The 25,428-nt window shown below is 72.7% G+C and carries 29 protein-coding genes; 16 read left to right on the top strand and 13 right to left on the bottom strand.

Annotated elements, in window-relative coordinates:
• The first annotated feature begins 65 nt into the window (after positions 1-65).
• Positions 66-566, top strand: coding sequence for a DUF2231 domain-containing protein (locus ACFY2A_RS16225; RefSeq protein WP_387172341.1), 501 nt, complete (start codon positions 66-68; stop codon positions 564-566).
• A 114-nt stretch (positions 567-680) separates the two neighbouring features.
• Positions 681-1,436: a class I SAM-dependent methyltransferase gene (locus ACFY2A_RS16220; protein ID WP_387172339.1), complete on the top strand. Its 756-nt coding sequence runs from the start codon at positions 681-683 to the stop codon at positions 1,434-1,436.
• Between the two features lie 28 nt (positions 1,437-1,464).
• Here the strand turns inward: ACFY2A_RS16220 and ACFY2A_RS16215 are convergent, their stop codons facing one another.
• A complete protein-coding gene (locus tag ACFY2A_RS16215) occupies positions 1,465-1,857 on the bottom strand; it encodes an ankyrin repeat domain-containing protein (RefSeq protein WP_363919536.1) in 393 nt (130 codons plus the stop codon).
• 370 nt (positions 1,858-2,227) lie between these two features.
• Here ACFY2A_RS16215 and ACFY2A_RS16210 point away from each other — a divergent pair, with 370 nt between their 5' ends.
• The 5 genes from ACFY2A_RS16210 (at position 2,228) to ACFY2A_RS16190 (ending at position 5,875) form a co-directional block, all read left to right on the top strand.
• Positions 2,228-2,839: a winged helix-turn-helix domain-containing protein gene (locus tag ACFY2A_RS16210; protein WP_363919534.1), complete on the top strand. Its 612-nt coding sequence runs from the start codon at positions 2,228-2,230 to the stop codon at positions 2,837-2,839.
• A gap of 127 nt (positions 2,840-2,966) precedes the next feature.
• The gene (locus ACFY2A_RS16205) at positions 2,967-3,608 is read left to right on the top strand and encodes a uridine kinase (RefSeq protein ID WP_387172336.1); all 642 of its coding nucleotides are present in this window, start codon (positions 2,967-2,969) and stop codon (positions 3,606-3,608) included.
• A 122-nt stretch (positions 3,609-3,730) separates the two neighbouring features.
• The gene (locus tag ACFY2A_RS16200; protein ID WP_363919530.1) at positions 3,731-4,129 is read left to right on the top strand and encodes a TraR/DksA C4-type zinc finger protein; all 399 of its coding nucleotides are present in this window, start codon (positions 3,731-3,733) and stop codon (positions 4,127-4,129) included.
• Between the two features lie 45 nt (positions 4,130-4,174).
• A complete protein-coding gene (locus tag ACFY2A_RS16195; RefSeq protein WP_387172334.1) occupies positions 4,175-5,050 on the top strand; it encodes a DUF72 domain-containing protein in 876 nt (291 codons plus the stop codon).
• A 396-nt stretch (positions 5,051-5,446) separates the two neighbouring features.
• Positions 5,447-5,875, top strand: a complete 429-nt coding sequence (locus ACFY2A_RS16190) for a DUF2267 domain-containing protein (RefSeq protein ID WP_363919526.1) — start codon at positions 5,447-5,449, stop codon at positions 5,873-5,875.
• Positions 5,876-5,926: 51 nt separating this feature from the next.
• Here the strand turns inward: ACFY2A_RS16190 and ACFY2A_RS16185 are convergent, their stop codons facing one another.
• Together ACFY2A_RS16185 and ACFY2A_RS16180 are read right to left on the bottom strand one after the other, a co-directional pair.
• A complete protein-coding gene (locus ACFY2A_RS16185) occupies positions 5,927-6,691 on the bottom strand; it encodes a DUF72 domain-containing protein (RefSeq protein WP_387172332.1) in 765 nt (254 codons plus the stop codon).
• Between the two features lie 8 nt (positions 6,692-6,699).
• Positions 6,700-7,437 carry a PIG-L deacetylase family protein gene (locus ACFY2A_RS16180; protein ID WP_387172330.1) on the bottom strand — a complete coding sequence of 246 codons (738 nt, stop codon included), beginning with the start codon at positions 7,435-7,437 and terminating at the stop codon, positions 6,700-6,702.
• A 200-nt stretch (positions 7,438-7,637) separates the two neighbouring features.
• Here ACFY2A_RS16180 and ACFY2A_RS16175 point away from each other — a divergent pair, with 200 nt between their 5' ends.
• Complete coding sequence (locus ACFY2A_RS16175; protein WP_093402782.1) at positions 7,638-7,880, top strand: hypothetical protein; 243 nt, start codon at positions 7,638-7,640, stop codon at positions 7,878-7,880.
• A gap of 9 nt (positions 7,881-7,889) precedes the next feature.
• A complete protein-coding gene (locus ACFY2A_RS16170) occupies positions 7,890-9,200 on the top strand; it encodes a cupin domain-containing protein (RefSeq protein ID WP_387172327.1) in 1,311 nt (436 codons plus the stop codon).
• Positions 9,201-9,300: 100 nt separating this feature from the next.
• On the opposite strand, the gene ACFY2A_RS16165 is transcribed toward ACFY2A_RS16170, so the two are convergent.
• From ACFY2A_RS16165 to ACFY2A_RS16145, 5 genes are all read right to left on the bottom strand, one after another.
• Entirely contained in the window at positions 9,301-9,969 is a 669-nt protein-coding gene (locus ACFY2A_RS16165) for a hypothetical protein (RefSeq protein ID WP_363919520.1), read from the bottom strand.
• Positions 9,966-12,635, bottom strand: a complete 2,670-nt coding sequence (locus ACFY2A_RS16160; protein ID WP_387172325.1) for an FtsK/SpoIIIE domain-containing protein — start codon at positions 12,633-12,635, stop codon at positions 9,966-9,968. The genes ACFY2A_RS16165 and ACFY2A_RS16160 overlap by 4 nt, the downstream gene beginning before the upstream one ends.
• Entirely contained in the window at positions 12,628-13,683 is a 1,056-nt protein-coding gene (locus tag ACFY2A_RS16155) for a hypothetical protein (protein WP_387172323.1), read from the bottom strand. Before ACFY2A_RS16155 ends, ACFY2A_RS16160 begins: the two co-directional genes overlap by 8 nt.
• An 8-nt stretch (positions 13,684-13,691) precedes the next feature.
• Positions 13,692-13,952: a hypothetical protein gene (locus tag ACFY2A_RS16150; RefSeq protein WP_092379879.1), complete on the bottom strand. Its 261-nt coding sequence runs from the start codon at positions 13,950-13,952 to the stop codon at positions 13,692-13,694.
• A 147-nt stretch (positions 13,953-14,099) separates the two neighbouring features.
• The gene (locus tag ACFY2A_RS16145; protein WP_363919514.1) at positions 14,100-14,489 is read right to left on the bottom strand and encodes a hypothetical protein; all 390 of its coding nucleotides are present in this window, start codon (positions 14,487-14,489) and stop codon (positions 14,100-14,102) included.
• 116 nt (positions 14,490-14,605) lie between these two features.
• Between ACFY2A_RS16145 and ACFY2A_RS16140 the strand changes: the two genes are divergently transcribed.
• Genes ACFY2A_RS16140 through ACFY2A_RS16130 form a run of 3 tightly spaced genes read left to right on the top strand, consistent with a single transcriptional unit; the run spans position 14,606 to position 17,687 of the window.
• On the top strand, positions 14,606-17,158 hold the full coding sequence (locus ACFY2A_RS16140) for an ATP-dependent Clp protease ATP-binding subunit (RefSeq protein ID WP_387172320.1): 2,553 nt from the start codon (positions 14,606-14,608) through the stop codon (positions 17,156-17,158).
• Positions 17,159-17,172: 14 nt separating this feature from the next.
• Positions 17,173-17,337 carry a hypothetical protein gene (locus tag ACFY2A_RS16135; RefSeq protein WP_363919510.1) on the top strand — a complete coding sequence of 55 codons (165 nt, stop codon included), beginning with the start codon at positions 17,173-17,175 and terminating at the stop codon, positions 17,335-17,337.
• A complete protein-coding gene (locus tag ACFY2A_RS16130; protein WP_363919508.1) occupies positions 17,337-17,687 on the top strand; it encodes a DUF3140 domain-containing protein in 351 nt (116 codons plus the stop codon). The genes ACFY2A_RS16135 and ACFY2A_RS16130 overlap by 1 nt, the downstream gene beginning before the upstream one ends.
• A gap of 62 nt (positions 17,688-17,749) precedes the next feature.
• Here the strand turns inward: ACFY2A_RS16130 and ACFY2A_RS16125 are convergent, their stop codons facing one another.
• From ACFY2A_RS16125 to ACFY2A_RS16115, 3 genes are all read right to left on the bottom strand, one after another.
• On the bottom strand, positions 17,750-17,986 hold the full coding sequence (locus ACFY2A_RS16125; RefSeq protein ID WP_387172317.1) for a hypothetical protein: 237 nt from the start codon (positions 17,984-17,986) through the stop codon (positions 17,750-17,752).
• Between the two features lie 19 nt (positions 17,987-18,005).
• The gene (locus tag ACFY2A_RS16120) at positions 18,006-19,004 is read right to left on the bottom strand and encodes a LysR family transcriptional regulator (RefSeq protein ID WP_363919504.1); all 999 of its coding nucleotides are present in this window, start codon (positions 19,002-19,004) and stop codon (positions 18,006-18,008) included.
• Between the two features lie 77 nt (positions 19,005-19,081).
• Positions 19,082-19,681 (bottom strand): hemerythrin domain-containing protein, encoded by a 600-nt coding sequence (locus ACFY2A_RS16115; RefSeq protein ID WP_387172315.1) that lies wholly within the window; start codon positions 19,679-19,681, stop codon positions 19,082-19,084.
• Positions 19,682-19,795: 114 nt separating this feature from the next.
• Here ACFY2A_RS16115 and ACFY2A_RS16110 point away from each other — a divergent pair, with 114 nt between their 5' ends.
• Positions 19,796-21,124, top strand: a complete 1,329-nt coding sequence (locus tag ACFY2A_RS16110) for a M20/M25/M40 family metallo-hydrolase (RefSeq protein ID WP_387172313.1) — start codon at positions 19,796-19,798, stop codon at positions 21,122-21,124.
• A 34-nt stretch (positions 21,125-21,158) separates the two neighbouring features.
• Entirely contained in the window at positions 21,159-21,812 is a 654-nt protein-coding gene (locus ACFY2A_RS16105; protein ID WP_363925719.1) for a hypothetical protein, read from the top strand.
• A 237-nt stretch (positions 21,813-22,049) separates the two neighbouring features.
• On the opposite strand, the gene ACFY2A_RS16100 is transcribed toward ACFY2A_RS16105, so the two are convergent.
• The gene (locus ACFY2A_RS16100; RefSeq protein WP_053655860.1) at positions 22,050-22,241 is read right to left on the bottom strand and encodes a DUF5703 family protein; all 192 of its coding nucleotides are present in this window, start codon (positions 22,239-22,241) and stop codon (positions 22,050-22,052) included.
• A 55-nt stretch (positions 22,242-22,296) separates the two neighbouring features.
• On the bottom strand, positions 22,297-23,268 hold the full coding sequence (locus ACFY2A_RS16095) for an aldo/keto reductase (protein WP_363925720.1): 972 nt from the start codon (positions 23,266-23,268) through the stop codon (positions 22,297-22,299).
• A 139-nt stretch (positions 23,269-23,407) separates the two neighbouring features.
• On the opposite strand from ACFY2A_RS16095, the gene ACFY2A_RS16090 reads away from it, so the two are divergent.
• On the top strand, positions 23,408-24,460 hold the full coding sequence (locus ACFY2A_RS16090; protein WP_387172310.1) for an LLM class F420-dependent oxidoreductase: 1,053 nt from the start codon (positions 23,408-23,410) through the stop codon (positions 24,458-24,460).
• Entirely contained in the window at positions 24,457-25,293 is an 837-nt protein-coding gene (locus ACFY2A_RS16085; protein ID WP_387172308.1) for an undecaprenyl-diphosphate phosphatase, read from the top strand. The genes ACFY2A_RS16090 and ACFY2A_RS16085 overlap by 4 nt, the downstream gene beginning before the upstream one ends.
• The last annotated feature ends 135 nt before the right edge of the window (positions 25,294-25,428 follow it).

Genomic DNA, 25,428 nt, shown 5'->3' with positions numbered 1-25,428 from the left:
TTTCGCCCGGGTGGCGCCCGGGTAGCACCCTGGACTGATGGACTGAACCTATCCAGGGGGACACGATGCAGAGCCGGCTGCGGGTGCAGGGACACCCCGTCCAACCGATGCTTGTGACTTTTCCGTACGGGCTCTTCGTCTGTGCCGTCATCTTCGACTCCGCCGACGTGGTCGGCGGCCCGGTCTTCCTCGGCGAGGTCGGTTACTGGACGGCGGTGGCCGCCCTGGTGACCGCCGCGTTGACCGCGGTGGCCGGGATGGTCGACCTGTGGGACGTGCCGCCCGACCGGACCCGGCACACCGCGATCAGCTTCAACGTCGTCAACGCCGGCATGGCCGGGCTGTTCCTGCTCTCCTGCCTGGTCCGGGCGGACGCGACGAACCGCGGGGCCTCACCGGCGCTGCTGGCCGTCGAAGTGCTCGCCCTCGCCGTCGGTGGGGTGGGCGTACGTCTCGGCGCGCGGCTGATGCGTCACTTCGACGCCACCCGGCCCGAGGCGACCAGCGTCGAGCTCGTACGCGGCGTGGACGCCCCCACCGTCGAGGTCGTACGGCCCCGTCCGTAGGCACGGCCCGATTCCCCGGGCTGCGGGCCCGACGGCGTCGGCGGCCGACGCTCCGGCGGGACGGCGTCGGATAAGGCGTTGCCGGAGCGGGCTCGGCCGGACACGCTGACACCCGTGCCGCGAGAGACGAGCTTCGAGGATCTGATCGCCGAGGGGGCCGCCGCCCCGGTCGAGGGGTGGGCGTTCGACTGGCTCGCCGGGCGGGCCACCGAGGAACGCCCACCCTGGGGTTACGCGCGGCTGGTGGCGGCGCGGATGGCGGGCGTCGACGCGGCGTTGGACATCGACACCGGCGGGGGAGAGGTGCTGGCCGAGGCACCCCACCCACCCCCGCTGCTGGTCGCCACCGAGGCGTGGCCGCCGAACGTGCTGGTGGCGCGGGCCAACCTGGCTCCGCTCGGGGCGAGCGTTGTGGCGGTGAAGGGGGACGCCCCACTTCCGTTCCGCGCCGCCGCCTTCGATCTGGTGGTCAGCCGGCATCCGGTGCGCACCGACTGGCCCGAGGTGGCGCGGGTGCTGCGCCCGGGCGGTACGTTCCTGTCCCAGCAGATCGGCCCCGGGACCGTACGCGAACTCAGCGAGGCGATCCTCGGCCCGCTGCCACCGCCGGCGCATCGCCATCCGGAGCACGCGGTGGCCGCCGCTCAGGCAGCCGGCCTGACCGTGGTGGACCTGCGCGAGGCGACGCTGCGGACGGTCTTCCACGACATCGGCGCGGTGGTCTGGTTCCTCCGGAAGGTGATCTGGACGGTGCCCGGCTTCACCGTGGCGGCGCACCGACCCGCGCTGCGGCGCCTGCACGATCGGATCCGCGCCGAGGGCACCTTCGTCGCCCACGCCCGCCGCTTTCTCATCGAGGCCAGAGCGTAGGCACCTAGTGCGGTGTCCAAAAACCGCACTAGCTGGAGCGCAGGAGTGTGAGCATCTCGGGCAGGTCGAAGAACTCGGCCGTGGCCACCGCGGACGGATTGCCGCCGTCGGGGTCGGCACCCGCGTCGAGCAACGCGCGTACCGCCTCGGCGTTGCTGCGGAACACCGCCGCGGCCAGCGCCGTCTGGCCCCGGTCGTTGGCGCGGGAGTGGTCGGCTCCCCGGTCGAGCAGCGCGCGAACCGTCTCCGGGTGGGCGTGATACGCCGCCAGGATCAGCAGGCTGTCACCCTTCTGGTTGGTCAGGTTGACCGGTAGCCCCGCGTCGACGTACCCGGCGAGTTCCGTGGTCGCGCCGTCGCGCGCCAGGTCGAACATCCGGTGCGCGAATTCCAGGGTCTCGGCGTCGAGTTCGTCGCTCACCGGTCCAGGTTAGTCGGCGCCGCCCCACCGCTCGCGACCGCCAGCCGACCAGCTGATCTTCGCCGGCCGCTGTCCCGTTGGCGTGACGGTCGTGGCGTGGGAGCGCGAACAGCCGACGTCACGCCGGGTACGGACATCCCGCCCCGAAGGCCGCGAACGGCGTGGACCACCCCCCGTATCAGGTCAACTTGGCGACTCTGCTGTAATCATCTGGCCTCGTACGCAGAGCGAGCGGACGGCTCCGATGTGTCGGTCAATTGTCACATTCATGCAACGCAGCCGCCCCTTGACCCTCGCACGGGCGCCGGGAAGCATCGATAGAGCGGCGTCCCGGGGCCGTGGGGAATACCCGGACCAGCCAAGGAGGACCATGTCGGTCAGCCCCGCTTCGTCGCGCGCCGGATGGCATACGTCCCAACCCGCGGTGCCCGGTCGACCCCCCGGCGGTCAGCGTCGTCCCGCCAACACCGCCGCTCCCGTGCTGACGGTCACCCTCTCCATTCCCCTGGCGTGCGAGGAGTCGCTGACGCCGGCCGCGCGCCGGCTGCTCGACGCGGCACGGGAGATGCTGGAGCGGGGCGAGGGCACCATCACCACCGTCGGCCCGGTCGTACCGGAACGCCGCGGCGAGACCGTGCCGGCGGGTCGTACACCCTCGCGACAGCTCGCGCCCGCCATTCCCGCCCTGCACATCCTGGCGTCCTCTCGTTCGGTGCTGCGCGACGGCGAGCCGTTGCCGCTGACCCGGCTGGAGTTCGATCTGCTGCTGCACCTGGTCGCGAATCCCCGGCGGGTCTTCACCCGGCTCCAGCTGCTCAACGCCGTCTGGGGTTACGAGCACGCTGGCGTACGCACGGTCGACGTGCACGTGCGTCGGCTACGCGGCAAGGTCGGCGTGGACGTTCCGCTGGTCACCACCGTCTACGGCGTCGGCTACCGGTTGGCCGACGACGCTCGGGTCACCCTCGACCGCGCCGGCTGACTGCACTGCGCCGTCCTGGCCCGGGCACGGTCGGCGGGCCTCGTCGGACGCGGGGACCGGTGCGCGGTTGCGGGTCAGCGCGGCCGGGGCGGGCATGGCGGCGCCGACCGGCGGGCACCATGGTCGGATGCGTGTGCGTCCCATTTCACCGCCGCTCCTGGTCAGCGAGCTGTCCGAGCGGCTGGCCGGCGCGGTGTCGACCGGACGGCTGCGGGTGGCGGTGGACGGTGCTCCGGCCGCCCGCCCCGACCAGTTGGCCGACGCCCTGGTCGATCCACTGCGCGCCCTCGGTCACCCGGTGCTGCACGTGCGGGCCGACGACTTCCTGCGCCCCGCCTCGCTGCGCCTGGAACGGGGCCGAACCAACCCGGATTCGTACTACGAGGGCTGGGTCGACGAGGCCGGCCTGCGGCGGGAGGTACTGGACCCGGCGGGGCCGGACGGGCACGGAAGGGTGCTGCCCTCGCTCTGGGACGCCCGGGCGGACCGGGCCAGCCGGGCCGGCTACGTCGACCTGCCACCCGGCGGGGTGGTACTGGTCAGCGGCGCGTTCCTGCTCGGCGGCGGGCTGGCGTTCGACGTCGTCGTACACCTGGAGATGACGGCCGCCGCGTTGCGTCGGCGGACCGACTCCGAACTGGCCTGGACCCTGCCCGCGTTCGACCGGTACGCCGCCGAGGTGGCCCCCGCCAGCTTCGCCGACGTGGTGGTCCGGGTCGACGACCCGCGTCACCCGGCGTTGGTGGAATCCGCCGACGGCCCGGTTTGAGTCGTCGACAACGAGGGTAAACGCGGGGCTCACAGCGCCCGGGTGCGATGACTTGGGCGGTATGACCGGGTGCGGACCGACCCGCCCGGGGAGACGATAAGGCCCAGGAAAGGCAGGCAGCGATGCTCGTCCACGACACGGTCGGCACGGGCCGATCCCAGGCGGAGATCGACCAGATCCGGCTCTCCCTGCAGGCCCGCCACGACGAGCTGACCGAGGAGTACCAGCAGGCGGTGCAGCAGAGCCAGGTGCTGCGGCTCGTCGAGGTCGGCGACACCGCCGGCGACGACCAGGCCGACAGCGGCACCAAGACGGCCGAGCGGGACACTGCGCAGTCGCTGCTGCGGACCATCCTGGACCGTCGCGCCCAGTACGAACACGCCCTCGCGCGGCTCGCGGAGGGCACCTACGGCTTCTGTGAGGGCTGCACCGCGCCGATCCCGGTCGAACGGCTGGAGATCTTCCCGTCGGCCACCACCTGCGTCACCTGCAAGCAGACGCGCGAGCGTCGGGCGGCCTGACCCGCAACGGTTGCCGGTCGGTCCGGGACACGGTGGACTCCACCCATGGGCGAGATCATGGTGGGCACCGCGTCCTGGACCGACCGGACCCTGCTGGACTCCGGCTGGTATCCCCAGACGGCGGACACTCCGGAGAAACGGCTGGCCTACTACGCGCGCCAGTTCCCGCTGGTCGAGGTCGACGCCACCTACTACTCGCCGCCCGCGGAGCGCACGGCGAAGCTGTGGGCCGAGCGGACCCCGGCCGGTTTCACCTTCAACGTGAAGGCGTTCAGCCTGCTCACCGGTCACCCCACCCGGGTCAGCGCGATCTACAAGGATCTGCGACCGGACACCGGCAAACGCAACCTCTACCCCGACGACCTGCCGCCGCAGGCGTACGAGGAGGTCTGGACGCGTTTCCTCAGCGCCCTCGACCCCCTGGTCGAGACGGGCAAACTCGGCGCGCTGCTGTTCCAGTTCCCGCCCTGGTTCACCATCCGGCGTGACAACAAGCAGTACCTGCTGGAGGTGACGCGGCGCTGCGCGCCGCTGCGGCCGGTCTTCGAGTTCCGGCACGCCTCCTGGTTCGACGGCGAGAACGCCACCGAGACCCTCGACTTCCTGCGTGAGCACCGGCTCGCGTACGTCAGCGTGGACATGCCGCAGGGGTACCGCTCGTCGATTCCGCCGGTGCTGGCCGCCACCTCGGACCTCGCGGTGGTGCGCTTCCACGGGCACAGCGACAAGTGGACCAGCAAGGACATCCACGAGAAGTTCGGCTACCACTACTCCGAACGGGAACTGCGGGACTGGGCCCCCAAACTCCGCGAGCTGGCCGGCGAGACCGAACAGACCCACGTTCTCCTGAACAACTGCTATCGGGACTACGCCCAGACGAACGCTCAGCAACTCCAGGCGCTGCTCACCGAGTCCGCCTGACCCGCCGCTCGGCCTGCCCCGGCGGCTCAGCGTCGGGGCAGGCGGACTCCCGGCCCGGGCCGGCGTTCGTTCGGCGGTGACGAGCGGGTGAGAGGACGGGTTCTCACCCGGACGGGGTGAGGACGACTCACCTGGCCCGTGCGGAGGATGGTGTCGGCGGGCGGCGCTGTGGCGATCGTTCGCGCGGAAGCGACACCACGGAGGTGGCGATGACCGTTCAGGTGGTACCACACCGGCGGCGAAACGGCGTCCTGCGGATTGTCGGAGCGGCTGAGCAGCCGCGGCGGGCCGCGCGTGCGGGGCGCGACAGCCCGATCCGGTACCGGCGTGGCCCGGTGGGGCCGCCGCGACGTCAGGACGACCGAAGGTGGGAAACCGACCTACGGGGGTGGACAGATGGCTGAGCAGTTCCAGTCCGCGATCGAGTCCTCGATGGACAAGACCAACCTGATTCTGAAGGACATCGAGCAGGCGTACGGATGGCCGAAGGAGCAGCGCAACCAGTCGTACGCCGCCTTGCGTACGGTGCTGCACCTGCTGCGCGACCGGATGCCGGTGCAGGAGAGCGTGGAGTTCTCCGCCCAACTGCCGGTCGTGGTGCGGGGAATCTACTTCGACGGCTGGCAGCCGCAGAACGTGCCGATCAAGCTCAACCGGGACGACTTCCTCTACGAGGTCCGCCAGGGCTTCCCGTACGACGTGGCGGGCGGCCCGGAGCGGGTGGTCCAGGTGGTGCTGGACACCCTGCGCCGGCACATCACCCAGGGCGAGTGGGAAGACGTCAAGGACACCATGCCCGCCGACCTCGCCCGGATCATGCCCTGACCCGGGCCCGCCGCGACCCGCCCCGTCGAGGGGCGGGTCGACGCATCCGGTTCACCGGGCACCCGGCCCGGGCACCCGGCTGACCCGGCGGCCGGCCCGGACCGCCAGCGCGGCGAAGGTGGCCGCGTTGGCCACCGCCGCGCCACCGGGGTCGTTGTTGAAGTAGACGTACGCCGTCTCGTCGTCACCGAACGCCTCGGCCAGCCGGCGCGCCCAGGAGGCCAGGGCGATGCGTCCGTAGTGCGGCCAGGGGCGGGCCCGGCCCTCGTGCAGGCGCAGGTACCCGAACTCCGCCGTACGCCAGAGCGGGGCGATCGGCCGGCCGTGCCGGTCGGCCCAGACCAGTGCGGCGCGATGCCGTTCCAGTACCCCCCGGGTGGCGTCGGTCCACCAGGAGACGTGTCGCGGTTCCACCGCCACCCGCACCTGCGGCGGGAACAGCCGCAACGTCGCGGCCAGTGCCGATGGGTCGGCGCGCAGGTTAGGTGGCAGTTGCAGCAGCACCGGGCCGAGCCGGTCACCCAGCGCGGTGGCCCGTTCCAGGAAGCGGGCCACCGGCTCGGCCGGCTCCCGCAACCGCTTGATGTGGGTGAGGTAGCGGCTCATCTTGACCGCCACGCAGAAGTCACCGGGAGTACGCGCGCGCCAGGCGGCGAAGGTCTCCCGTTCCGGCAGCCGGTAGAACGCGTTGTTCACCTCGACCGTGGCGAACCGGCCGGCGTAATGCTCCAGCCAGGCCCGCTGCGGCAGCCCGGCGGGATAGAAGCGGTCCCGCCAGTCGCGGTACTGCCAGCCGGAGGTGCCGACCAGGATCATCGCCGGGCCTACCAGAGGTCGAAGTGGAACACCTCGAACGAGGCGCCGTAGCGCACGCCCAGCCGGGCGCCGACCGGCCGCGCGCCGCCCTCCAGGAACTCCTCGGCGTCGAAGCTGCCGTCGCCCAGGCCGGTCAGGTACGCCTCGTGGGCCAGCAGCGACGCGACCCCCCGGTCGAACGTGTCGGTGGTGTCCACGCCGTGCCGGGAACGCGGCGACGATGCCGCCCACACCTGCCGTACCCGGCCCCACGGCTCGACGCCGTCGGTCAACTGCTCCGGGAAGATCCACCGGTTGCCGGCGTCGCGCACCGCGTCCAGGGTGGCCCGGCCCACCGCGATGTGGTCGGCCTGGTTGAGCACGTCCGCGCCGTCCCAGGTGGCCCGGAAGTTGTTGGTGATGACGATCTCCGGGCGGTGCTGACGGACCACCGCGGCCAGCTCCCGGCGCAGCGGTACGCCGTACTCCAGCACCCCGTCGGGCAGACCCAGGAACTCGACCGTGTCCACGCCCACCAGGGCCGCCGACTCCCGCTGCTCCTGCTCGCGTACCTCCCGGGCCTGCGGCGGCGGCATCCCGTCGATGCCCGCCTCGCCGCTGGTGACCAGGCAGTAGACCACCTGCTTGCCCTGCCCGGTCCAGCGCGCGATGGCGGCGGCGGCACCGAACTCCAGATCGTCGGGGTGGGCCACGATCGCCAGGGCGCGCTGCCAGTCCTCGGTCACCGGCTCCAGTGGTTCGGTCATCGGCACCTCCGTCGGTGTGTTCGGCCCATCCTGCCATCCGGGGCGCCGGCCTGCCCGCAGCGGTGAACTGGTCATGCCGGACGGTTCGGGAGATTACGGTGGAACAAGGTGTGGTTAGAGAAGATCGGGAGCGGGGTACCACCCGCGGCAGGACGCACCCGACCAACGGCGGCGGGGGCGGGTCAATCCGAGGGAGCACGATGCCACTCAACGACGATGACATGCAGACCACAAGCGGCGGCGGGGCGGAAGGCCCGGCCGACGGCGGTGCCACTCCGGGTCAGCACGACGGCGGCGCGGACGGTAGTGCCGAAGGCCCGGCCGACGGCGGTGCGACCCCGGGTCAGCACGACGGCGGCGCGGACGGTAGTGCCGAAGGCCCGGCCGACGGCGGTGCCACTCCGGGCCAGCAGGACGGCGGCGCCGACGGCGCGGCCCGGTAACGGATCGCCATGACGCATCTCGACCCGCCGGGCGGCCACGGCCGCCCGGCGGCTCCGTCTCCGGCCACCGGGCCGTCCGGCCCCGACGAGCCCACCGAGACCTCGGCCGCAGCCGCGTTGGCCCGCTGCGTCAGCGTGGAGGCGGCGAAGTTCGCCGCCGCCCACTGGGGGCGTACTCCGTTGTTGTCCCGCGCCGCCGAGTTGCCCAATCCGGCCGGCTTCGCCGATCTGCTCAGCCTCGCCGACGCCGACGAACTGCTCAGCCGGCGTGGGCTGCGTACCCCTTTCCTGCGGGTGGCCAAGGACGGCCAGGTGCTGCCGGCGGCGCGGTACACCGGCGGTGGCGGTGCCGGCGCCGAGATCGACGACCAGGTCCTCGACGAGAAGATCCTCCAGTTGTACGCCGACGGCGCCACCCTGGTCCTGCAGGGTCTGCACCGCACCTGGCCGGCGTTGATCGAATTCACCCGGGACCTGAGCCTGGCCGTGGGCCAACCGTTGCAGGTCAACGCGTACCTGACCCCGCCGGACAGCCAGGGTTTCGCCACCCACTACGACACCCACGACGTCTTCGTGCTCCAGGTCGACGGTCGCAAGCACTGGCGGATCCATCCGCCGGTGCTGCCCGACCCGCTGGAGCGGCAACCGTGGGGCGGCCGCGCCGACGAGGTCGCGGCGACCGCGCAGGGTCCCGCCGCGCTGGACGTGGTCCTGGAACCGGGTGACGCGCTCTACCTGCCCCGGGGATGGCTGCACAGCGCCCAGGCGCAGGAGTCCAACTCGCTGCACCTGACCGTCGGCGTCCGGGCGTTGACCCGGTACGCGCTGGTCGAGGAGTTGCTCGCGCTCGCCGCCGAGGATCAGCGCCTGCGGGCGACCCTGCCGTTCGGCACCGACGTGGCCGACCCGGACGCCATCGAACCGGAGCTGACCGAGACGGTCGAGGCCCTGCGGCAGTGGTTGCTGCGCGCTGACCCGGCCGCCGTGGCCGGCCGGCTGCGGCAGCGGGCCTGGTCGGCGTCGCGTCCGGCACCGATCCGGCCGTTGGCTCAGGCCGCCGCGATCACCGCGCTGACCGCCGACAGCCGGGTCACCGCCCGTTTGGGTCTGCGCTGGCAGTTGGCCACCGAGGGCGAGCGGGTGGCGCTGCGCCTGTTCGACCGTACGATCACCCTGCCCCCGCAGTGCGGGCCCGCCGTGCGTGCCCTGCTCGCCGGCCCGGCAATCCGCATCGGCGACCTGCCCGGCCTGGACACCGACGCCGACCGCCTCACCCTCACCCGCCGCCTCCTCCGCGAAGCCGCCCTCGCCCCCGCCTAACCCGCCCCAGCATTGGTTGATCATGAAGTTGTTGTCGCGGGAAGCGGTTACCTGGGCAACAACTTCATGATCAACCGCTTGGTGGGTTAGTGCGGTGGAGTCAGGGGAGGGGGAGGGTTAGTAGGAGGAGGGTGGTGGTGAGGCCGGCGACGACCACGATGAGGACGGGGCGGGGGCTCAGCACGGCGTGGCGACGGTCGGCGATCAGGCGCGCCGGGATCAGGCCCAGCACCGGGCCGAGCAGCGTCACCACCAGGGCCAGCACCGGCAGGCCGACGGCCAGGTCACCGTCGTTGCGCGCACCCAGGGCACGGGCGACGGCGCCCAGCGCGTACGCCAGCACCGCAGCGGCGACACCGCTCAGCGCCAGCAGCGGGTTGACGTTGCCCGGTAGCTCGCCAGGCTGACGGGTACGGCGCAGCAGATCGCGTACCCCCTCCAGCAGTGCGACCGGGTCGCCGGTGGCCTCCGACGCGGGGGCCGGCGGTGCCCCGGCACGTCGCCCGCCGCCGCCCAGCCGGCTGTTCAGCTCCTGCCACAGCACCGCCACCTCGGCATCCACCCGCTCCTGTGCCTCGCGCGCGGCTGCCAGCTCCCGTTCGGCCCGGTTCACCTCGTCGGCGGACTCGGCCACCGCCCGGTCCGCCGCCGCGCACTGCTGTTCGTACCAGTCCCGCGCCTCCTCGCGCTGCTCGCGCACCCGGGCGGCCAGTTCGGCGAGCCGTCGCAGCTGGGCGGTGTAGGTCTGGCTGGTGACCGGTTCGTTCATCGTGCCGGCCCGTAGGGGATGATGGTCTGCCCGGTGCGGTGCACCGCCCGGTCGAAGAAGAGCCCACGCCACGGGCGGGGATACCAGTCCGGCCCACCACTGCCCGGGTACAACGACGGGCCCAGCTCCCCGCCGTGGGCGTCCAGCGCCACCCAGGCACCGATCTGGTCGGTACGCGCGCCGGTGCCACCCAGGTCGGCGCGCATCCGGGCCACCCCGCGCCACCAGGCCAGCACGTGCGTACGCCGCTCGGGGCCGTCGTGCAGGATCCGGCGCAGGTTCTCCAGCCCGGTGGCCCGCCCGGTGGGTGCGGCGAGCGTCCCGGCGGCCGCGTCGACGGCGAACAACAGCAGATAGTGGGGTGCCCCGGTGGCGCCGGGGGCACCCAGGGCGTCGGCCGTCTCGGCCATCAGCTCGGCCACGGTCTCCTCGTCGTACCAGGCGGCGTCGTCGGCGAGATCCTCGTACAGGGCCCGGGCCGCCGGGTCGGCGTCCGGATCCAGGCAGGCGATCGAGAAGCGGGCGCTGCCGGGGCGGTGCTGCCGAGCCAGCGAGCGGGCCGCCGCGTCCAGCACCGCGCACGCCTCGTCGACCCGGGTGCCCAGGACGGCCAGGTTACGGCCCGGCGCCCGGGGCAGGCGCAGTACCGCCGAGCGGGCCTGCACGTCGATGATCTCGCCGAGCAGCGCGACGGGCCCTCGGGGCGTACCGACCTCCGGTGCCCGCAGCGCCCGGAAGTCCGGCGCGTCGGCCAGCCGGGGGACGGCGTCGCCGTCGAAGAGGCGGGCGGGCGAAGCCTCCGCCGGACGCATCCGCCACAGCCGGTGTTGCAGGTCGCTCCACGTCTCCCAGTCGCTGGCCGACGGGATCCGGGCCACCTGGTTGCCCTCGGTCAGGCCCGACTCGGCGTTGACCACCGCGTGGAACTTCGGCAGCGACTGGGCGGCGTCGTTGCGTTCGGCGAGGATGCGCAGCGCCTTCGGCAGCGCGATCCGCAGGGTGAACTGGGCCACCAGCGCGGGCCGGCCCCACAGCGCCTCGATGCCGCGTACGTCCTGCGAGGCCAGCACCAGGTGGATGCCCTGGGAGCGGCCCCGGCGGGCCAGGTCCTCCAGCAGGTCGGCCGCCTCGCGGGCGACCGCGTCCCGGCCGGCCAGCAACATCTGGAACTCGTCTACCACCGCGACGATGCGGGGCCAGTGCCCGGTCGGGTCCACCGCGCGCAGCTCGGCCAGCTTGGTGACCTCGTGCTTCTTGGCCGCGTCCGCCCGTCGGCGCAGCTCCTCGGCCAGGAAGCGCAGCAGTGCCAGGCCGAACTCCCGGTCGGTGTTGACGTTGATGCCGACCAGCCGCATGTGCGGCAGCCAGCTCGGGTCCCGCCGGCCCTGGGCGAACCGGGCGAAGGACACCCCTTCCTTGAAGTCCAGCAGGTAGAACTCCAACTCGGCGGGGGAGTAGCGGGCGGCCAGGGCCCCGATCCAGGCGAAGATCAGGTTCGTCTTGCCGGTGCCGGAGGGGCCGCCGATCAACGCGTGCGGTGGATAGTCGCCGAGGGTGAGCAGCACCGGCCGGCCCTGCGGTCCCTCACCGATCGGCGCGGTCAGCCCGATCGCCGAATCCTCCCGCCACATCTGGTCGGCCGGCGGCAGCAGGTCGGTGAACGGGGTGGGTGCCGGTCCGGCGCTGACCACGGAGGCGATGTCCCGGCAGGTCTCGGTGACCAGGGTGGCCGGCGGGGGCGGGTCGAGCCGGACCGGCAGGCTGCCGATCCGGGCGCCGTCGGCGGTCACCGTCACCCGGGTCACCGCCGGTTGGTCGGGCACCGGCACACCCCGCACGATCAGGTGTACGCCGCAGGCCGCGCCGGCGCGTACCACCCGGTCGAGTTGGCCGCGCTCGTGCCGGGACAGTTCATCGCCCCCGAGCAGCACCGCGACCCGCCACGGCTCCGGGCGGCGTCCCGTCGCGGCGGCCAGGTCACGCAGCGACGCGTGCTCGCCCGCCAGGACGGTCTCGTTGATCCGGCGGATCTGTTCCACCAGGTCGTCCAGGAGCCGGCCCAGACCACCCGGGCCGACGAAGGTGAGCAGCCCCGCCGGACCCAGCGGGGCGAATCCGGCCAGCCCGCCGCCGAGCCGGTCCGGGTCGTAGCCGACCAGCCGTACGTTGCCCGGTGCGGCCCGACCCAGGCTGCGGAGCAGCAGCGCGGCGACCAGGGCCGCGCAGGCGTCGGCGTCCCCGTCCAGCGTCACGTGCCCCGAATCGAGCAGCGGCACCAGTGCCGGAACCGGCTCGGTGCCGGCCAGCCGGACTGTGCCGATCCGGGTCGCACCCGGTGGTTCGGCCCGCTCGGCCGGGGTGGGACGCCACCCCGGCCAGTCCGCCGAACCCGCGCCGGGCGCCTCCCGGGCCGCGGCCTCGGCCGCCTCCCGGGCCAGCGCCGTCAACCGTGCCGCGTGCCGGGAGTCGATCTCGGCGAGGCGGCGGTCGCGTTCGGCACCGACGCGCTCCGGTACGGCGGCGGCGGCCCGCCGCACCCGCACCGCCCGCTCGCGGGCGGCGGAGAGCGTGATCTGTGCCGCGGTCGACCGTTCCCGGGACGCGCCGAGTGCCTCGGCGAGCAGTTCCCGGACGCGGGTGACCAGCTGGTTGCGCCGGTCAGCCATCGATCCCGCGCCTCGGCCGGCCGACGGGTCCGTGGCTGGAGGTGGGCCGTGACGGTGCCCCGGACCACGGTGTCGTGCGCCCACCCCCGGAGCTGGTCGGCCCGGATGTCCGATCGGGCTCCGGTCGCCTGCCGAGACCCGGCCCGCCACCCCGCCCGGCCGTCCCGCCGGTCGAGGGCCGATCGTTGCCGGTGCTGCCGGCCTCGGGCGACAGGTCGCGGCCGAGGCGGTCGAGCAGGACGCCGGTGAGCACCCCGGCGGTTACCGCCGGGTCGACGGCGTGTGGCTGCTCGCCCTCGCCCCGGCGCGGCGGAGGCATCCGGCAGACCCGGCTGAGCAGGGTGTCGAGTACCGGGGCCGGCAGGCCGGGGAGCAGGTCGCGGACCCGACCGTCCAGTTCGCGGTGCAGCCGGGCGAGGTCGTCGCCGCGCGGCGGATGACCGAGCAGTTCGCTGGCGAGGTCGCGCAGCAGCGGCGGAGCCACGGCGGCCAGCCCGAGACCGACGTCGGCGTGGGCACCGCGCAGGTCGCGGTGCAGGCGGTCACGGTCGCCGGCCCGGACACCGCGTACCACCCGGTGCAGCAGCTCCCGGGAGTCGGCGATGCGTTCGTCAGGCTGTTCCGCGGAGCCCTCCCGCCCGCCGGTCAGCTCGGCCACCCGCACCGACCACCAGCGGCGCAGCCGCACCTCGCCGGCCGGCTCGGGTGCGGCGACCACCGGTTCGGCCGCTCCCGGCGCGTCGTGCACCGGCCGCCGCTGCGGCGACTGCCCGGCAGCCGGTGGCGCGCCGTCGGGTGCCAGCCCGATCGCGGCGAGGTACGCGGTCAGTTGCTCCTGGGCCAGCCGCAACGCGTAGCCGGCGGTCTCCGCGTGCTCGGTGGCGGCGGACAGTTCCGGCACCCCCATCGGGTTGGCCGACTCCTGGCGCACCCAGCGCAGCCGCTCACTGGCCAGCCCGAACTTCTCCAGCGCCTGCCCGAGCAGGCCCAGCGGCAACTCCTCGGCGGCGGCGCGGACCTGTGCGCCGACCTCCTCGACGATGGACACGCCCGCCCCTACAGCGTCGAGACGTACTGCTGGGCCTGCTCGACCGCGACGAGTGTCGCGGCGAGGCACTCCTCCAGCTCCTGGCTGGCCTGGGTCAGCGACGCCTGCGCCGCCTCCACCGTGGTGTGACCGCTGCCCTCCAACGCTCCGGCGAGGGTCTGCTGCGCCTCGGCCAGTTTCTCGCCGGCGGCCTGCACGGCGCTCTGACCGTCACCGATCTGCTGGAGTGCGACATCGATGGCTGCCTTGAGCTCGGCGACGCTCGCCACGCGGAACCTCCTGGGGGCGGGGAGGACTCCATTAGAGCCTATTCCGGTAGGGGACAGAACAAGTGCCCTGTCAGTGTTCCTGCCCCGCTGACCGGTTGTCGACCACAGACACCCCGGGTCCGATTCGTGGGACCGGTGGGCGGCCGCTCACCCACCGCCACCGCCGGTCAGCCAACGTGGCCCGCGCACCTCGGCGCCGTACGCGATGACCCGCTCCCGCAGCTCCCGGTCGGCCGTCACCACCACCCGTCGCCGCTGCCCGGCGTGCGCCACCAGGTCGACCACGGCATCGTCGCCGGAACCGGCGGCGGACACCACGCGTACCCCGTCGACGCCCGGCACGTCCCGGGCCGCACCCTCCACCACCAGCACCACCTCGACGGGTGGTGGCAGGTCCGGTGGCAGACCCCGCCCACCCAGCGAAACGAGCGTGTCCCGTAGTCGGGCGGTGGCGCCGGCCCGGTCGCGCCACCAGCCGTTCGGGCGCGAGCCGACCACGTTAGCCGCGTCCACGATCAGCAGCGGTGTCGGTTCCATCCGCTCAGCCTGCCATCCGGCGGCGGCAACGGCTGGTTGACCCTTCGTGGCGTTTGTCCGGCCGGTGCCTGGGTAGCCCGTGCCGACCGTCTCGCGCCCGACCGCGGAGGACAGACATGATTGGACCCGGTGACTTCGGCTCCGACCCGTGGGACGAGTTCCTGGCGCGGTACTTCGGTCGGGGCGAGGGCGGGCGACGTCCGGCGCATCGGGTCGACATCACCCGACTGATGACCGCGGACGCGCGGGAGATGCTGGCCGACGCGGCGCGTCGAGCCGCGCAGAAACAGAGCAACGACCTGGACACCGACCACCTGCTCTGGGCGGCGTTGCAACGCGAGCCGCTGCGCGACCTGGTCCGGCGGGCGGGGGCGGACCCGGACACCCTGGTCAACGCCCTGGGCGGGCGCGGCGACGGTGCCCCGCACGGCGAGGTGCCGCCGAACCTGTCGCTGACCCCGGCGGCCAAGCGGGCGCTGCTCGACGCACACCAGTTGTCCCGGGCGATGGGCGCCAACTACATCGGGCCCGAACACATCCTGATGGCCCTGCCGCTGAACCCCGAGTCGCCCGCCGGCCGGATGCTCGCCGCCGGACGCATCCAGCCGGAGTCGTTGCAGGCCGCCAACGCCGAACGCGGCCCGGCCGGCGGCCCCCGACCGGACCGGGGCACGCCCACGCTCGACCAGTACGGCCAGGACCTCACCGACCTGGCCCGCAACGACCAGATCGACCCGGTGATCGGGCGCGCCGACGAGATCGAACAGGCGGTGGAGATCCTTTCTCGGCGTACCAAGAACAACCCGGTGCTCATCGGCGAGGCCGGCGTCGGCAAGACCGCGATCGTGGAGGGCCTGGCGGAGAAGATCTGCGACGGCGACGTGCCGCAGACGCTGCTCGGCAAGCGGGTGATCCAGCTCGACCTGGCCGGCCTGGTCGCCGGCACCCGGTACCGGGGCGACTTCGAGGAACGACTGAAGAAGGTGATCGACGAGATCCGGGCCCACCGGGAGGAGCTGATCATCTTCCTGGACGAGATCCACACCCTGGTGGGGGCGGGCGGCGCGGGCAGCGAGGGCGGCATGGACGCGTCCAACATGCTCAAGCCGGCGCTGGCTCGCGGCGAACTACGGGTGATCGGCGCGACGACCCTCGACGAGTACCGGCGCACCATCGAGAAGGACGCCGCGCTGGCCCGGCGTTTCCAGCCGGTGTTCGTACCCGAACCCACCGCCGAGGACACCGTGGCCATCCTGCGTGGGCTGCGGGACCGCTACGAGGCACACCACCAGGTCCGCTTCACCGACGAGGCGTTGGTCACCGCCGTCGACCTGTCCGACCGCTACATCACCGACCGCTTCCTCCCCGACAAGGCAATCGATCTGATCGACCAGGCCGGTGCCCGGGTTCGGCTGCGCACCCGGACCCCGGACGCCGACGTGCGTGACCTGGAACAGGAGCTTGAGGAGGTACGGCGGGACAAGGAGCAGGCCGTCGCCGACGAACAGTACGAGCGCGCCTCCGCGCTGCGCGACCGGGTCGCCGAACTGGAGAGCCAGGTGAACCGGGCCCGGGGCGACGACGGCAGCGGCAGCCAGGTGCCGGAGGTCGGGCCGGAGGAGATCGCCGAGGTGGTGTCCCGGGCCACCGGCATCCCGGCCAGCCAGCTCACCGAGGAGGAACGCGACCGGCTGCTGCGGCTGGAGGGCCAGCTGCACGAGAAGGTCGTCGGGCAGGACGACGCGGTCACCGCGGTCGCCGAGGCGGTCCGTCGCTCCCGTACCGGCCTGGCCGACCCGAACCGGCCGATGGGCAGCTTCCTGTTCCTCGGCCCCACCGGCGTCGGCAAGACCGAACTGGCGCGTGCGTTGGCCGAGGCGCTGTTCGGTGAGGCGGACCGGATGGTCCGGGTCGACATGAGCGAGTTCCAGGAACGGCACACGGTCAGTCGACTGGTCGGTGCTCCGCCCGGCTACGTCGGGTACGAGGAGGCCGGCCAGCTCACCGAGGCGGTCCGCCGCCGCCCGTACGCGGTGGTGCTGCTCGACGAGATCGAGAAGGCCCACGCGGACGTGTTCAACGTCCTGTTGCAGGTGCTCGACGACGGGCGGCTGACCGACAGCCAGGGCCGCACCGTCAACTTCAAGAACACCGTGCTGATCATGACGAGCAACATCGGCTCCGAACTGATCACCGGCGCGCAGCGGGCGGTCGGCTTCGGCGCCGGCGAGCCGGGCAGCGCCCAGGAGAGCGACGAGCTGCGGGAGCGGCTGATGCGCCGGTTGCAGGAGAACTTCCGCCCCGAGTTCCTCAACCGGATCGACGAGGTGATCATCTTCCGTCGGCTGGAGGCCGAGCAGCTGCGTCAGATCACGGAACTGCTGCTGGAGGAGACCCGTCGCCGGCTGCACGCCCAGGACATCGAGGTGGACTTCACCACCGCCGGCATCGACTGGCTCGCCGAGCACGGCTACCAGCCGGAGTTCGGTGCCCGGCCACTGCGCCGGGTGATCCAGCGGGAGGTCGACAACCACCTGTCCCGGATGCTGCTGGAGCAGCAGATCTCACCCGGTCAGCGGGTCACCGTCGACGCCCGGGACGACCGGCTGGCCTTCGACGTGTCGGCTGGCCGGGGCCACGCCAGGGCGACGACCTCGCATCCCCGCTGACCGGAAGGGCACTGATGACCGAACCGGACGAGGCCCGCGAAGACGAGCGGACCGAGGTGATCCTGGCACCACCGACGGCCAACCCCGCCCGGGTGCAGGTGCCGCCGGAAGGGCCGGGCGGGCAGACCGACGAGGGGCACCCGGAGGAGTCCGGGTCGCCGCCGGCAGAGGAGGGCTGATGGTACGCGAACAGCGACTCGACCCAGAGGTGGAAGTGCTCTGGGAGGACTTCCACGCCGAGGTCAACGTGCCGTCCGAGCAACTGCGACAGTGGCTGCTGACCCGCGGCTCCGGCGAGAGCGCGTTCGGCCCCGACCCGGACCTGAACCTGCCGGAGCCGGGCCGGCAGATCCTCGCCGTGCTGCGTAAACGCAAGGTCGACCTGACGCCGGAGGACATCGACGTGATGCGCGACGCCGTCGAGCGGATCCGATCGCTTACCGCCGCCAAGCCCGGCCGGGGCAACGCCGACGACGAGTGGCGGCACAGCCTGCTCGACCTGGGTCACGACGTGCTCGTCGAACGCTGACCCGCCACGGTCCTCCCCGGCGCCGCCGCATCGCGCCGGGGACGACCGTACGTCCGACCCGGCTACTCGGCTTCGAGGCTGGCGATGGCCAGCCCGGCGGTGTCGGCGGCGGCCTGCCGTTCGGCGCGGGTCTGCTCCTCGCGGGTCAGCAGATTGGCGTACTCGGCCAGGTCGGCCGGGTCGGGCACCTCCGGCAACCGGCGCAGGAACGCTTCGCACTCGCGGACGGCGGCGGTGTGCGCGGCGGCCGCCCGACGAAGCAGTTCGCGGTCGTCGGCGGCGGGATAGAGGTCGGTCATACCCGCCCCTTACCCGCGCTCAGGCGGTTCGCACCCGGTGAGCCGCCACCACCGGTGCCGGTCGCCGGACGCCGAACGCCGGGTTGCGCAGCAGCCAGGCCAGGTACGCCGGATGTGGCGCGAGGGCGTCGGTGTACGCGACCAGGGCGGTCTCCAGCACCAGGTCGGCCGTGCGGGCGGCGGCGGACTCCGGGTGCCAGCCCAGCATCAGCCGCCAGCGCAGCGGCGTGTCGACCAGCCGGCGGGTCACCAGACCGGCGACCGGCCGGAACGTGGCCTGGCACAGCGCCACCGCCTCACCGGCGTCCACCAGGTCGATGCAGCTGCGTACGTCGGCCTCGTACACCTTGCGGGGGGTGAACCCGGCCCGGGCGCAGGCGGCGGCGAAGCAGTCGCCGAAGCAGCCGTCCCCCGGTGCCGCCACCCACTGCTCGTGCCGCAGGTCGGCCAGGTCCACCTCGTCGCGCCCGGCCAGCGGGTGGGTCTCCGGCAGCAACACCATGACCGGGTCGACGGCGACCTCCCGCCAACTCAGCCCGTAGTCCGCCGACGGTGTCGAGTCACCGCACACCCCGGTCAGCGCGTAGTCCAGCCGTCCGCCGGCGACCAGCTGGGCCAGCTCGTCGACCGACCAGGAGGCGTGCGTGCTGATCTGCGCCTGCGGCTGCTCGGCCGCCAGCCGGTGCACCAGCCGACCCAGGATCGGGCTGTTCACCCCGCCGAACCGGTACCGGCGGGGGGCGTCGCCCGCGCCGGCCAACCGGGCCGCCTCGTCCTGCAGACCCTTCATCGCCGGCAGCAGCACCCGGGCCCGGGCGAGAACCAGCTCGCCGAGGGCGGTGGGCCGCGCGCCGCGCCGGTCCCGTTCGAACAGCGGCCCGCCGAGGGTACGTTCGATCCGCTGGAGCTGGGCGGTCAGCGCCGGCTGGGCCAGGCCGAGCGTCGAGGCCGCCTTGGTCACGCTCCCCGTCTCCGCGATGGCGCAGACCACCCGCAGGTGGCGCAACTCCAGATTCATAGCGTGACGGTAGGGCCACGGCGGAGCTGGCGGTAGTGCCTGGACGGATCAACGACCATGAACGTGTCGTGGGTCTCTCACCGAGGTGGCGGCTCGGTCAGCTCACCCAACTGGGTGTGCCGGCCGGCGAGGACGTCCCGAACCTTGTCGACCACCCCGACCGCCGGCTCGACGATCCGGTTCCACGGTGGGTTGTGCGGCACCGCCGGATGCGGGCGGGTCGGTGCCGCCTCCTCGGCGATCTCCAACCGGTTGCCGAGCCGGATCAGCTCCTCCTCGGTGGCGGCGGCGCAGAGGCGCTGCATCAACGGATCGACCGCACGGGCGTGTGCCTCGACCCGGGCGGCCACGTCGGGCAGGCCGTCGTCGGTCAGCCCCTGCAGGGCCCGCAGCAGCTCGACGTCGCCGGTCAACACCTCGTCGACAAGCGGGTTCGCGCCCTCGACGGCGTGCCGGACGGCGGGCAGCAGGTACTGCTCCTCCCCGGAGAGATGCCGCGACAGGGCGGCGACCAGGACGTCGCGGCCGTGCTCCGGGTCCGGACCGGGCTCGATCAGCCGCCGGGTCAACTGCAGCAGCTGCCGGTGCTCCTCGGCGACCAGGTCGGCGATGCTGCGCCCGGTGGGCTGGTAGTCGTCCCCGGGAGTGGGTGGCAGGGGCGGCAGGTGGACGGACATGGTCGCCTCCTGGGCGGGCGGGCGGAGCGACGAGGTGGCTTCGGCGGGCATCGGGCAGGCGCGGCAGTACCCGCAGCCGCCCGAACCGAAACTCTAGGCTGATATGAAGGCACGATGACGAGCGACGCCCACGCCGCCCCTCCCGCGCCGACCGACGAGGTCGTCGAGCTGTGCCGGGACCTGCTGCGCATCGACACCACGAACACCGGCGACAACGCCACCAGCATCGGCGAACGAGGCGCGGCCGAGTACGTCGCGGAAAAGCTCGCCGACGTCGGCATCACCCCGGTCATCCACGAGTCCGCGCCCGGCCGGGCAAACGTGGTCGCCCGGATACCCGGCACCGATCCCAGCCGCGGCGCGTTGCTCGTGCACGGGCACCTGGACGTCGTGCCGGCCGACGCCGACGAATGGTCGGTGCACCCGTTATCGGGCGAGCTGCGCGACGGCTACCTGTGGGGTCGCGGCGCCATCGACATGAAGGACTTCGACGCGATGGTCCTGGCGGTGGTGCGGCACTGGCAGCGTACCGGGGTGCGACCACCACGGGACGTCGTGCTCGCGTTCACCGCCGACGAGGAGGCGGGCAGCGAGTACGGAGCGCACTTTCTGACCACCCGGCACCGCGAGCTCTTCGACGGCTGCACCGAGGGCATCGGTGAGGTCGGCGGCTTCTCGTACACGGTGGACCCGTCGCGGCGGCTCTACCTTATCGAGACCGCCCAGAAGGGCATCGACTGGCTGCGGCTGCACGCCAAGGGCCGGCCCGGGCACGGCTCGATGCTGCACGACGACAACGCGGTCACCGCGCTGGCCGAGGCGGTGGCCCGGATCGGCCGGCACCGCTTCCCGGTGGTGGTCACCGAAACCGTACGCGCCTTCCTGGAGGAGGTCTCCGAGGTCCTCGGAATCGAGCTGGACCCGGACGACCCGGAGGCCGCCATCGCCAAGCTAGGCCCGATCGCCAACATCGTCGGCGCCACCATCCGCAACACCGCGAATCCGACCCGGCTCGCTGCCGGTTACAAGGACAACGTCATCCCCGGCCGGGCCAGCGCCACCATCGACTGCCGCAGCCTGCCCGGCCAGTCGGAGCTGCTGGAGCGCCAGTTGCGCGAGCTGGTCGGCCCGGACATCGCCATCGAGTACGTCCAACGGCAGCCGGCGCTGGAGACCACCTTCGACGGCGAGCTGGTCGCGGCCATGGGCGCCGCGCTGCGGGCCGAGGATCCGGGGGCGCGGCCCGTGCCGTACATGCTCTCCGGCGGCACCGACGCCAAGGCCTTCTCGCAGCTGGGCATCCGCTGCTTCGGTTTCGCGCCGCTGCGGCTGCCGGCCGACCTGAACTTCTCGGCGCTGTTCCACGGCATCGACGAGCGGGTACCGGTGGACGGACTACAGTTCGGCGTGCGGGTTCTCGACCGGTTCCTGCGTACCTGTTAGACATCCTGGATTCTTCGTGAAGGGGACGCCTCACATGACCGACCAGCACGGTGAGCTGGACGCCGCTCTCGAGCGCGTGATCGAAGCGGCCCGCCACCATCTGGCCGCCGTCCGGGCCGCGCAGGGCCGGATCGACGACGACGACGTCTGGCAGGCGTACGTCGCGCTGAACAATGCGTCGTTCGCCTACGACGAGCAACTCATGGACGCCTTCGGCGAGGTCACCCCGTGGGACGTCGAGTCCATCGACCCGGACGAGGCCGATCAGCGTTTCGCCGGCGGCGAGGGCGTCGAGTCGACCGACCCGCACCCGCAGGTGATCTCCGTACGCCAGCGGCGCGACTACCGGGTGCCGAGCGTCTCCGCGCTGATCCGGATTGCCGAGGCGGCCCGCCGGGAGGGTGTACCCGGCGACGAGGAGGTGCCGCCGGTGGAGGGCGTCGGCGAGGCGGTGCTGGAACTGCTGCAGAGCGGCGACGGCTCACTCGGCGCGCTCGACGTGCCGGAGTTGGAGCCACTCGACGGTGTGGTGATGGTCAGCGAGGTCGGTACCCCGGTCGACCTGGAGTCGTTCGCCGACGACGACCCGGTCGGTCCGTTCCAGCCCGGCGCCGACGACCGTCTGGTCGGCCGCCTCGACGAGCACCCGTTCCTGGAACTGGACGACGAGCACGACCACGTGCACTGACAGCTTAGGCGCCCATCGGTCACCGGGCCGGCCGCAACGGTCGGCCCGGTGATCGCCGTCTGCGTGCTGTCGACCTGACGGCGCGGCCGGATCGGTCAGGCGCGGCCGGATCGGTCGGGATGAGAGCGAGACGACTCAGCTCGACAGCGCGCGAGGGAGACATGGTGTCCCGGGCCGGCGCCCGTCTCCGGGCGGGCCACCTATGGGGCGGCCGGCTGCCCGGCGCGCCGCCGACGGTCAGTACGACAGGCCCGGCTGCGGCTGGTTGACCCGTCGGCGGCGCAGCACCACCTGCCGCGTACCGTCGCGGAACAGCCGCACCCGGGCCAGCTCCCAGCCGGAGAACTCCGCTTGAATCGCCAGCTGCGCCGCGGCGGTCAACCGGTCGACGTTCGGCGGTAACCGCAGCGGCGCGTACTCGTAGTCCATGGGGCCTATGCTGCCCAGCCCGACCCCTGGCGCGCCACCCTTCACCGGGTGATGCTCAACCATCGCGCTCCGGATAGCCGACCTCCAGCGCCGAAACGTCGTCCAGCGCCGTGGTGATCTCGTCGGGCAGGGTCATCCGTTCCACCTGAAGCGCCCCGAGCAACTGCCCCGAGGTACGCGCGCCGAGGATCGGGGCGGTGACGCCCGGCCGATCCCGGATCCAGGCGAGCGCCACCTCCAGCGGGGAGACGCCGAGGCCACTCGCGGCCGTGGCCACCGCCTCCACGATGCTGGAGCAGCGCGGTTCCAGGTAGGTGGCGACAAACCGCTCGAAATGCGGCGACACTGCCCGGGAGTCCGCCGGCCGGCCGTGTCGGTACTTGCCGGTCAGCACGCCACGACCAAGCGGGGACCAGGGCAGCACTCCCAACCCGAGCGCCTCGCAGGCGGGCAGCACCTCCCGCTCCACCCCCCGCTCCAGCAGGGAGTACTCCACCTGGGCGGCCACCACCGGGGCCCGCCCGGGCCAGGCCGCCTGCCAGGCTGCCGCCCGGGCGGTCTGCCAGCCGGAGAAGTTCGACACGCCCACGTAGCGCACCCGGCCGCTGGCCACCGCGTGATCAAGTGCCGCGAGGGTCTCCTCCAGCGGGGTCTGCGGATCGTAGCCGTGCACCTGGAACAGGTCGACATGGTCGGTGCCGAGCCGTCGCAGCGAAGCGTCCAGCGTGCGCAGCAGGTGCCCACGGGAGCCGTCCCGGCGCCGGCCGCCGCCCGGCCGAAGCCCCGCCTTCGTCGCGATCAACAACTCCTCGCGGGGCACCAGGCTGCCCAGCAGCGAGCCGATTACCGACTCGGCGTCGCCGTCGCCGTACACGTCGGCGGTGTCGATCAGGTTGCCACCGGCGTCGAGGAAACTCTTCAACTGCGCGGCCGCGTCGTCGGCGTCGGTGTCCCGGCCCCAGGTCATGGTGCCGAGCGCGAGCCGGGAAACCGCCAGCCCGCTGCGGCCGAGCGGTCGCTGCTGCATGGGTGAACCTTATTTCGAACCGGGGCCGGACGGATATCCTCGCTCCCGTCGAGTCTGCCCGCGAATCGGGGTGAGCCGGTGATCGTCCCGGCCACCCACACCGCGTAACCTGATGCGACTGCGGATGGGGGAGGACTCTGTGCGACTCGGGCTAAGCCTCGGATACCAGACAGCGTGGAGCACGCCGGCCGATCACCTGGCCCTGGCTCAGGAGGCGGACCGGCTCGGCTACTCGGTGGTGTGGGCGGCCGAGGCATACGGCTCCGATTCGCCGAGCATGCTGGCCTGGATGGCCGGGCAGACCGAGCGAATCGACATCGGCAGCGCGGTGATGCAGATTCCCGCGCGGACGCCGGCGATGACCGCGATGACCGCAGCCACGATCGACTCGCTCTCCGGGGGGCGGTTCCGGCTCGGCCTGGGGGTGTCCGGCCCGCAGGTCTCCGAGGGCTGGCACGGCGTACGGTTCGGCAAGCCGCTGGCCCGCACCCGCGAGTACGTGGACATCGTCAAGCTGGCGGTGGGCCGTAAGGAGGTCGCCTACGACGGCGAGTTCTACACGCTGCCGCTGCCCGACGGCCCCGGCAAGGCGCTGCGGCTGGGCTTCCACCCGCCGCGCGAGCACATCCCGATCTACCTGGCCGCGGTGGGGCCGAAGAACCTGGAACTGGCCGGCGAGATCGCCGACGGCTGGTTGGCCGTCTTCTACGCGCCCGAGTTCGCGCAGGAGCAGCTCGCGGCGGTGCGCGCCGGTCGGGCCAAGGCCGGCAAGGAGCTGGCCGGCTTCGACGTGGTGCCGTCCGTGCCGGTCGTGGTCGGCGACGATCTGAACTCCTGCGCCGAGCTGGTCCGCTGGTACGCGGCGCTGTACGTCGGTGGCATGGGCAGCCGCCAGCAGAACTTCTACAACCAACTGGCCACCCGGATGGGCTACGGCGACGCCGCCCGCGAGGTGCAGGAGCTCTACCTGGCCAAGCGGCAGCGTGACGCTGCGGCCGCCGTGCCGATGGAGTTCATCGACCGGACCTCGCTGCTCGGGCCGAAGGAACGCATCGCCGAGCGGATGCGCGAGTACGCCGAGGCCGGCGTCACCACCCTGTCGGTGACCCTCTTCGTCGCCGACCGCGACACCGGTGTGCAGACCCTGCGGACCGTGGCCGAGGCGCTGGACCTCTCGGGAGCCGGGGAGTGACCTGGATCGAAGCCATCGTCCTGGGCATCGTCCAGGGCCTGACCGAGTTCCTTCCGGTCAGCTCGTCGGGGCACCTGCGGATCACCTCGGCGATCTTCTTCGAACAGGACGCCGGAGCGTCCTTCACCGCGGTCACCCAGCTGGGCACCGAGGCGGCGGTGCTGCTGTACTTCGCCAAGGACATCTGGCGCATCGGCCGAACCTGGGTGGTCGGCATCTGGGACAAGTCCGTCCGTTCCAGCCTGGACTACCGCATGGGCTGGTACGTGATCGTCGGTTCCATCCCGATCGGCCTCTTCGGCTTCCTGTTCAAGGACCAGATCCGCGAGACCGCCCGCAACCTGTGGGTGGTGGCCACCACCCTGATCGTGTTCGCCTTCGTGCTCGCGTTCGCCGAGTACTGGGGACGGCAGACCCGTACCCTGCGGGACTTCCGGATGCGGGACGGCGTGGTGATGGGCTTCGCCCAGGCGCTGGCGCTCATCCCCGGTGTGTCACGCTCCGGCGCGACGCTCACCTTCGGTCTCTTCCTGAGCCTGACCCGGGAGACCGCGGCCCGCTACTCGTTCCTGCTGGCCATCCCGGCGGTGGTGATGTCCGGGATCTTCAGCCTGGGGGACGTCTTCGAACCGGCGGCACCCGGCACCTCGGTGCCCACCGTCGCGCAGATGGTCGTCGCCACGCTCATCGCGTTCGGTGTCGGCTACGCGGCCATCGCCTGGCTGCTGCGCTACGTCGCGCATCACACCCTGTACATCTTCGTGCTCTACCGGGTCGCGATCGGCACGCTCGTCCTGGCCCTGCTGCTCACCGGCACCATCAGCGCCACCTGAGTCCTGGTTGTTCCGGGGCGGGTTGGCTTGCTGGGTGGTTGCGGTTCGGGCTGGGGGGGGGCGGGGGCCGGGGGGGGGGGGGGGGGGTGTTGCCCCCCCCCCGGCCGCGGGCCCCCCCCCCCGCCGAGGCGGGCC

The sequence above is a fragment of the Micromonospora sp. NPDC000442 genome (genome assembly GCF_042898635.1).
GTDB lineage: Bacteria > Actinomycetota > Actinomycetes > Mycobacteriales > Micromonosporaceae > Micromonospora.
The sequence above is the reverse complement of the archived record's forward strand: the minus strand, read 5'-3'. Positions and strand labels throughout refer to the sequence as shown.